This is a genomic window from Morganella sp. BCCO 40_0007, from assembly GCF_032989665.1.
GTDB classification, from domain to species: Bacteria; Pseudomonadota; Gammaproteobacteria; order Enterobacterales; family Enterobacteriaceae; genus Morganella; species Morganella sibonii.
Genome location: NZ_JAVBIN010000012.1, coordinates 178,061 through 185,977 on the forward strand (window position 1 = coordinate 178,061; position 7,917 = coordinate 185,977).

The 7,917-nt window shown below is 52.3% G+C and carries 8 protein-coding genes; 6 read left to right on the forward strand and 2 right to left on the reverse strand.

Annotated features, from left to right (window positions below):
- Window positions 1-2: 2 nt before the first annotated feature.
- The 5 genes from rbsA (at window position 3) to rbsR (ending at window position 5,403) form a co-directional block, all read left to right on the forward strand.
- Window positions 3-1,508, forward strand: coding sequence for a ribose ABC transporter ATP-binding protein RbsA (gene rbsA, locus R5268_RS15655; protein ID WP_052927984.1), 1,506 nt, complete (start codon window positions 3-5; stop codon window positions 1,506-1,508).
- Window positions 1,509-1,511: 3 nt separating this feature from the next.
- Complete coding sequence (rbsC, locus tag R5268_RS15660; RefSeq protein ID WP_127378079.1) at window positions 1,512-2,483, forward strand: ribose ABC transporter permease; 972 nt, start codon at window positions 1,512-1,514, stop codon at window positions 2,481-2,483.
- Between the two features lie 33 nt (window positions 2,484-2,516).
- Window positions 2,517-3,407, forward strand: coding sequence for a ribose ABC transporter substrate-binding protein RbsB (gene rbsB, locus R5268_RS15665; protein ID WP_046892811.1), 891 nt, complete (start codon window positions 2,517-2,519; stop codon window positions 3,405-3,407).
- Window positions 3,408-3,470: 63 nt separating this feature from the next.
- Window positions 3,471-4,397 (forward strand): ribokinase, encoded by a 927-nt coding sequence (rbsK, locus tag R5268_RS15670; RefSeq protein ID WP_317419671.1) that lies wholly within the window; start codon window positions 3,471-3,473, stop codon window positions 4,395-4,397.
- 4 nt (window positions 4,398-4,401) lie between these two features.
- Window positions 4,402-5,403, forward strand: coding sequence for a ribose operon transcriptional repressor RbsR (rbsR, locus tag R5268_RS15675; RefSeq protein WP_369128120.1), 1,002 nt, complete (start codon window positions 4,402-4,404; stop codon window positions 5,401-5,403).
- Here the strand turns inward: rbsR and mdtD are convergent.
- Window positions 5,400-6,815: a multidrug transporter subunit MdtD gene (mdtD, locus tag R5268_RS15680; RefSeq protein ID WP_046892808.1), complete on the reverse strand. Its 1,416-nt coding sequence runs from the start codon at window positions 6,813-6,815 to the stop codon at window positions 5,400-5,402. The genes rbsR and mdtD overlap by 4 nt on opposite strands.
- Window positions 6,816-6,868: 53 nt before the next feature.
- Complete coding sequence (locus R5268_RS15685) at window positions 6,869-7,555, reverse strand: FadR/GntR family transcriptional regulator (RefSeq protein ID WP_046892807.1); 687 nt, start codon at window positions 7,553-7,555, stop codon at window positions 6,869-6,871.
- A 70-nt stretch (window positions 7,556-7,625) separates the two neighbouring features.
- On the opposite strand from R5268_RS15685, the gene R5268_RS15690 reads away from it, so the two are divergent.
- Window positions 7,626-7,917 (forward strand): hypothetical protein (locus R5268_RS15690; RefSeq protein ID WP_317423110.1); only part of this gene is annotated, 292 nt, incomplete at its 3' end.

Consider the following 7,917-nt stretch of genomic DNA (forward strand, 5'->3'; position numbering starts at 1 on the left):
CTATGGAACCGTTACTTGAACTCAAAGGTATCGATAAAGCTTTCCCGGGTGTGAAAGCCTTATCCGGTGCCGCCCTGCGGGTTTATCCCGGCAGAGTGATGGCGCTGGTCGGAGAGAACGGCGCCGGTAAATCCACCATGATGAAAGTGCTGACCGGGATCTATAAAAAAGATGCCGGTCAGATTCTGTTTCTGGGGCAGGAGCGTCAGTTTACGGGGCCGAAATCGTCTCAGGAAGCCGGTATCGGGATTATCCATCAGGAACTGAACCTGATCCCGGAACTGACGATTGCAGAAAATATTTTCCTCGGCCGAGAATTCACCGGCCGTTTCGGCAATATCGACTGGAAAAAGATGTATGCCGAAGCGGATAAGTTACTGGCCCGTCTGAATCTTTCTTACAGCAGTCACCGGCTGGTGGCGGAACTGTCTATCGGCGATCAGCAGATGGTGGAAATCGCCAAGGTGCTCAGCTTTGAGTCGAAAGTCATCATCATGGATGAACCGACGGACGCACTGACCGACACTGAAACCGAATCACTTTTCAGTGTGATCCGCGAATTGCGTGAGCAGGGCTGCGGGATTGTCTATATCTCTCACCGTCTGAAAGAGATTTTTGAGATTTGCGATGATGTGACGGTATTCCGTGACGGTCAGTTTATCGGTGAAAAACCGGTATCTGACCTGACAGAAGATACCCTGATTGAAATGATGGTCGGGCGCAAGCTGGAAGATCAGTATCCGCGTCTGAATCTGCCGCGCGGCAAAGAGAAGCTGGTGGTGAAAAACCTGTGCGGCCGCGATGTGCATGATGTCAGTTTCACACTGCATGAAAACGAAATTCTCGGTGTTTCCGGGCTGATGGGCGCGGGACGTACTGAACTGATGAAAATCATTTACGGTGCGATGGCAAAAACCGGCGGTACTGTCGAAATGGACGGCAAAGTTTGTCAGATAAACTCGCCGAAAGCCGGACTGAATAACGGTATCGTGTATATCTCCGAAGACCGCAAACGTGATGGTCTGGTACTGGGGATGTCAGTAAAAGAGAATATGTCTCTGACGGCGCTGCCGTATTTCAGCAGCAAAACCGGACGCCTTAATCATAAAGAAGAGCATCTGACCGTCAGTGATTTTATTCAGCTGTTCAATATCAAAACCCCGGGTATGGATCAAATCATCGGATTTTTATCCGGCGGTAATCAGCAGAAAGTGGCCATCGCCCGCGGTCTGATGACCCGGCCGAAAGTCCTGATCCTCGATGAACCGACACGCGGTGTGGATGTCGGGGCGAAGAAAGAGATTTATCAGCTGATCAACAAATTTAAACAGGAAGGCCTGAGTATCATCCTTATTTCATCGGAAATGCCGGAAGTGATGGGGATGAGTGACCGGATTCTGGTCATGCACGAAGGGCGGATAAGCGGGGAGTTTGCCGCGGAAAACGTCACTCAGGAAGCATTAATGGCCGCCGCAGTCGGCAAACAATATGGCGCAGGGCAGGAGTAAGATATGCGTACAGATTCAACCCCGGCGTCAAAACGCTGGTTTTCCAAAGAATGGCTGCTTGAGCAGAAATCACTGATAGCACTGCTGATCCTGATTGTGGTTGTCTCCATGATCAGCCCGAACTTTTTTACCCTGAATAACCTGTTCAACATCCTCCAGCAAACCTCTGTTAACGCCATTATGGCCGTGGGGATGACGCTGGTGATCCTGACTTCCGGAATTGACCTGTCTGTCGGTTCTCTGCTGGCACTGACTGGTGCGGTGGCGGCCTCCATGGTGGGTGCGGATGTTAACGCCATTGTTGCGGTTGCGGGTGCACTGGCACTGGGCGCGGCTATCGGCGGTGTGACCGGGGTGATTGTTGCCAAAGGGAAAGTTCAGGCCTTTATCGCCACGCTGGTGATGATGCTGTTACTGCGCGGTGTAACCCGTGTGTATACCGACGGCAGCCCGATCAGCACCGGATTCAGTGATAACGCCGATGTGTTCAGCTGGTTTGGTATCGGCCGCCTGTTTGGTATTCCTGCACCGGTCTGGCTGATGATTGTCGTTTTTGCAGCAGCCTGGTATCTGCTGCATCACACCCGTCTGGGACGTTATATCTATGCGCTGGGCGGCAATGAATCCGCCACCCGCCTGTCCGGTATTAATGTCGATAAAATCAAAATCATTGTTTACGCACTTTGTGGTCTGCTGGCGGCGTTAGCCAGTGTGATTGAAGTGGCGCGTTTATCTTCCGCACAGCCGATGGCCGGTAACGGTTACGAGCTGGATGCGATTGCGGCGGTGGTACTGGGTGGTACCAGTCTCGCCGGCGGTAAAGGCCGTATTATGGGCACCCTGATCGGGGCGCTGATTTTAGGTTTTCTGAACAACGCGCTGAATCTGCTGGGGATCTCCTCCAACTACCAGATGATTGTCAAAGCGGTTGTGATTTTGCTGGCTGTACTTGTTGATAATAAAAGCAGTAAATAATCCACTTACCCGAATCCTGCAAGGAACTGAAACATGAAACTGAAAAAGATTGCGACCCTTTTCTCCGTTGTTGCACTGAGCGCCACTATCAGCGCCAATGCACTGGCAAAAGAGTCCATTGCCCTGGTGATCTCCACACTGAATAACCCGTTCTTTGTCACCATGAAAGACAGTGCGCAGAAAGAAGCGGATAAACTCGGTTACGACCTGGTGGTTCTGGATTCTATGGATAACCCGGCAAAAGAACTGGCTAACGTGCAGGATCTGACCGTGAAAGGCACCAAACTGATGCTGATTAACCCGACAGACTCTGATGCGGTCGGTAACGCTGTTATTCTGGCCAACAAAGCCAATATCCCGGTTATCACTCTGGATCGCGTTGCAAGTAAAGGTGAAGTGGTCAGCCACGTTGCCTCTGATAACGTCCTCGGCGGCAAACTGGCCGGTGACTTCATCGCCCGTAAAACCGGTGCGGATGCCAAAGTTATCCAGCTGGAAGGTATCACCGGAACCTCTGCTTCCCGCGAGCGCGGCGAAGGTTTCAAACAGGCAGTTGCTGAGCATAAAATGAATGTGCTGGCCAGCCAGCCGGCAGATTTCGACCGTACCAAAGGTCTGAACGTCATGCAGAACCTGCTGACCGCACATCCGGCTGTTCAGGCGGTCTTCGCCCAGAACGATGAAATGGCATTAGGTGCGCAGCGTGCATTACAGACTGCCGGTCGTGATGATGTACTGGTGGTTGGTTTCGACGGCACTGCTGACGGTATCAAAGCGGTGAAAGGCGGTAAACTGGGTGCAACAGTGGCACAGCGCCCTGACCAGATTGGGATCATCGGTATTCAGACAGCCGATAAAGTCCTGAAAGGTGAAAAAATCGATAAAACTATCCCGGTTGAGTTAGAACTGATTGTAAAAGACTAACGATATCAGCCTCCCCGGTACTGTGTGCCGGGGAGTATTGTCAGCAATAAGGAAATAAAGGTAATGACAACATCCCGTCTGACCGTTCTCGGCAGTATTAATGTCGACTATATAATGAATATTGCACAGTTTCCGGCACCGGGCGAAACGGTGATCGGTAAGCAATATCAGACAGCCTTCGGCGGCAAAGGTGCAAACCAGGCGGTGGCCTGCGGACGCAGCGGTGCTGATATTACCTTTATTGCCTGTGTGGGTGATGATGCCATCGGGGCGGAAATTCTGGCGCAGCTACAGCGCGACCATATTCATACTGCCGCAATCAGTGTGGTACCTGAAGCGGCCACCGGCGTGGCGATGATTTTTGTGAATGAAGACGGTGAAAACGTCATCGGTATCAGTGCCGGTGCCAACGCTGCACTGACGCCGGAACATTTTGCACCTTATAAAGGGATTGTTGAGCAGTCCGATGCCCTGCTGATGCAGCTGGAATCTCCGCTGGAAACAGTGATAGCCGCCGCGCAGGCAGCAAAACATCACCAGACCAAAGTGATCCTTAATCCGGCCCCGGCGCGGGAATTGCCTGACAGCCTGCTGAAGCTGGTGGATGTTATCACTCCGAATGAAACGGAAGCAGAAAAGCTGACCGGCATTTCTGTCAGTGATGAAACCGGCGCAGCCAAAGCCGCGCAGGTACTGCATGATAAAGGTATTGAACAGGTGCTGATCACCCTGGGCAGCCGCGGTGTCTGGCTGAGTGTTAATGGTGAAGGCCGCCGTATTCCGGGATTTAAAGTCAATGCAGTAGATACTATTGCCGCCGGTGATACCTTCAACGGTGCGTATGTTACTGCGCTTCTGGAAGGCAAACCGGCAGATGACGCTGTGCGTTTTGCCCATGCCGCCGCCGCGATCGCCGTCACCCGGCGGGGTGCACAGCCATCAGTACCGTGGCGCCGTGAAATTGATACTTTCCTTGCGGAGCGTGGTTAATACTGTGGCGACAATGAAAGACGTGGCACGGCTGGCGGGGGTATCCACCTCGACAGTCTCCCATGTCATCAACAATAACCGTTTTGTCAGTGACGGCGTGCGCAAAAAAGTGAATGATGCTATTGCCGAACTGAACTACGCACCGTCTGCGCTTGCGCGCAGCCTGAAAATGAACCGCACAAATACCATCGGGATGCTGGTGACCACCAGTAATAACCCGTTTTATGCGGAAGTTGTCCGCGGGGTGGAGCGCAGTTGTTATGAGCGCGGCTACAGCCTGATCCTCTGTAATACCGAGGGGGATCACAAACGGATGAACAGCAGCCTGGAAACGTTGCTGCAAAAGCGGGTGGATGGCCTGCTGCTGATGTGCACTGAGATAAAAGGTCCGTCAGCGGAGGTGTTCAGCCGCTATCCCCGTCTGCCTATGGTTATGATGGACTGGTCGCCGTTCGCGTTCGGCGGGGATGTGATTCAGGACAATTCATTCCTCGGCGGTGAAATTGCCACCAATCACCTGATCGAAAACGGTTTTACCCGGATTGCCTGCATTGCGGGTCCGCTGGATAAATCACCGGCCAAATCCCGTCTGGACGGTTTTTACCGTGCAATGGCACAGGCCGGGCTGGATGTGCCGTCAGAGTATGTGCTGGAGAGTGATTTTGAATTCAGCGGCGGTTTCAGTGCCATGAATCAGCTGCTTTCCCTGCCTGTACCGCCGCAGGCGGTATTTGCCGGTAACGATGCGATGGCGGTCGGCGCTTATCAGGCTATCTGGCAGAAAGGATTACGTATCCCGCAGGATATTGCGGTCGTCGGTTACGATGATATCGATCTGGCGGCATTCCTCACGCCGCCGCTGACCACTATCCACCAGCCGAAAGATGAGCTGGGTAAACTGGCGGTGGATAAACTTCTGCGGCGCATGGATGACGCAGATGCACCTTCTGACCTGCTGGTGCTGACCCCGGCACTGATAAACCGGGGTTCAGTTATCCGCCGTTAATGCGGGGCCGGGCTGTCTGAGGGGCGGGTTTTCTTCTTAATCATATTCCGTCCGTCAGTCCGGCTCAGGAACAGGAACACAAACGCCGACAGAATCGTCATCACCCCGACAGTCACAAAGGTCGCGTGGAAATTATCGACGATAGACCCCCAATCCTGAGATTCGAAATAGCGTAATACCGACGCACTCACCGCAATCCCGAAACTGATAGAAAGCTGCTGGGTTACGGCCAGCACACTGTTACCGGAACTGGCATTATGCTCGGTCAGATCTGCAAGGGTAATGGTATTCATCGCGGTGAACTGTGTGGACATCGCCATCCCGAGAATAAACAGCGGCAATACCAGCAGATAAATCGACATTCCCGGTGACTGGAAATAGAAGGATGAAATAATTGCGCCGATCACCAGTGTGACCGCAAACAGCGTCAGCCGGTAACCGTAGCGGCGCAGAATCTGAGTAACCGCTGATTTTGCCAGTATAGAACCGATCGCCGTCGGTGCCATCATCATCCCCGCCACCACAGCCGGATAACCAAAACCAACCTGTAACATCAGCGGCATCAGAAACGGAATACAGCCGGTCCCCAGCCGTGTGGCCACGTTACCGGCGATCCCGACACTGAATGTCCGTGTACGGAACAGACTCAGCGGAATAATCGGCGCAGAAATACGTCGGGCGTGCAGGGCATAGAAGGTCAGCAGCGCAAAACCGCTGCCCATCACCAGGAACGGCGTCGCCGCTGCCAGGGCATTATCCCCGAACAGATCCAGACTGACAGAAACAGACACCAGCCCGGCACCGAGCAGGGCAAAGCCTAATGTATCAAACCGGCGTTTCGGCATGGTGAAATCAGGCATATGGCGGATGGCGTAGATAATCCCCAGAATCCCGATAGGAATATTAATGATAAAAATCCAGTGCCAGGTGGCATAGGTCACCAGTATTCCGCCGAGCAGCGGCCCCAGTACCGGGCCGACTAATCCCGGAATGGTGACAAAATTGAGGATCGGCAGCAGTTCGCTGCGCGGATAAGCCCGCAGCAGTGCCAGCCTGGCCACCGGCATCATCATCGCCCCGCCTATCCCCTGAATAATCCGTGATACCACCAGAAACGGAAGGCTGGGAGAAAAGGCACATAATAAAGAACCGAGGGAAAACAGAACCACTGCGATAATAAATACCCTGCGGGTGCCGAAACGGTCGGCCAGCCAGCCGCTGACCGGGATCAGCAGCGCCACTGTCAGCGTATAACTGATAACAGCGGACTGCATCGCCAGCGGAGAGTGATTCAGGCTTCTGGCAATATCCGGCAGTGCGGTGTTCAGAATGGTGGCATCGAGCGCCTGCATAAAGAACGCCATTGCGGCAATCCACGGCAGACCCGCCATATTCCGGGCTGTTTTAAACATGTTTTCCCTTAATACATTATCTCTGAATAGTCAGTAGTGTAACTATTACATATTCACACTTTACTCAACAACACCTGACATGCCTGACGGGCACGTTCTCCGTTGCCGTCAATAATGGCATCCACAATCTCTTTATGGAGATCAATCTCAATAACCTGATTGGTGGTGATAGATTCAAAGAAGTTGTGATACACAAAATCGAATAAATTCGCGAAAGAAGCAAAAAACGGATTTCCGCACGCCTGATAGATAAGGTGGTGGAAGCGGTGATCAACGGCTATCCATTTATCCCGCTCAAAATGGGCGGATAATAATGTCATCTCTTTTAACAGGAAAGAGAGCGACTGCTTTTGTTCCTTTCCTGCATTGGCGGCAGCCAGGGCACAGGCCTGAGGTTCAATTGCGGCACGCAGTTCGCGGAAATATTTCAGTACCTGCCGGTGGTCGCCGCTGCTCAGCCACCACTTAATAAAGTCATGATCGAGGAAATTCCAGCTTATCACCGGCATCACGCGGGTACCGATGCGCGGGCGCGGTAAGACCATCCCTTTCGCAGCCAGCATTTTTATTGCTTCACGGACGGCTGTCCGGCTTACCTCAAACTGCTCCGCCAACTCAATTTCCCCCGGCAGAATAGACTCCGGCGGATATTGGCCGGATAAAATCTGCTGCCCCAGTTTTTCAGCCAGAAGATAAGACAGGTTCTTTTGTGACGCATTGAGTTGTTCTGAAAACTGCATTCTGATTCCTTGGTGTAATGCATTAACAAAGCGGGATAATGATACAGAAGACGCATTATGGTGCATATTAATGACAAAACCGGCGAATAAAAGCTCAAATATACATGTTTTGTCTAAAAAAAACGCGAACAAACATTTTTTTGAAATAAACACTTGCGTGATCTCAGCGAGTGTCTATAATGCGCCCTCACTGACACGGAGCAACACGCTGAGAAGCGCGCCGGCAGCAGAGAAAAGCGAAAAAGTTGAAAAACAACGCTTGACTCGAAGGGGCTGGAAACGTAATATACGCAGCCTCGCAACAACGCAGAAGACCGGCAACGGCAGCGAATGTTGCAACTGCTCTTTAACAATTTATCAGA

Coding starts and splice junctions, on each gene's coding strand:
- rbsA (WP_052927984.1), top strand. CDS start 3: ATGGAACCGTTACTTGAACTCAAAGGTATCGATAAAGCTTTCCCGGGT.
- rbsC (WP_127378079.1), top strand. CDS start 1,512: ATGCGTACAGATTCAACCCCGGCGTCAAAACGCTGGTTTTCCAAAGAA.
- rbsB (WP_046892811.1), top strand. CDS start 2,517: ATGAAACTGAAAAAGATTGCGACCCTTTTCTCCGTTGTTGCACTGAGC.
- rbsK (WP_317419671.1), top strand. CDS start 3,471: ATGACAACATCCCGTCTGACCGTTCTCGGCAGTATTAATGTCGACTAT.
- mdtD (WP_046892808.1), bottom strand. CDS start 6,815: ATGTTTAAAACAGCCCGGAATATGGCGGGTCTGCCGTGGATTGCCGCA.
- R5268_RS15685 (WP_046892807.1), bottom strand. CDS start 7,555: ATGCAGTTTTCAGAACAACTCAATGCGTCACAAAAGAACCTGTCTTAT.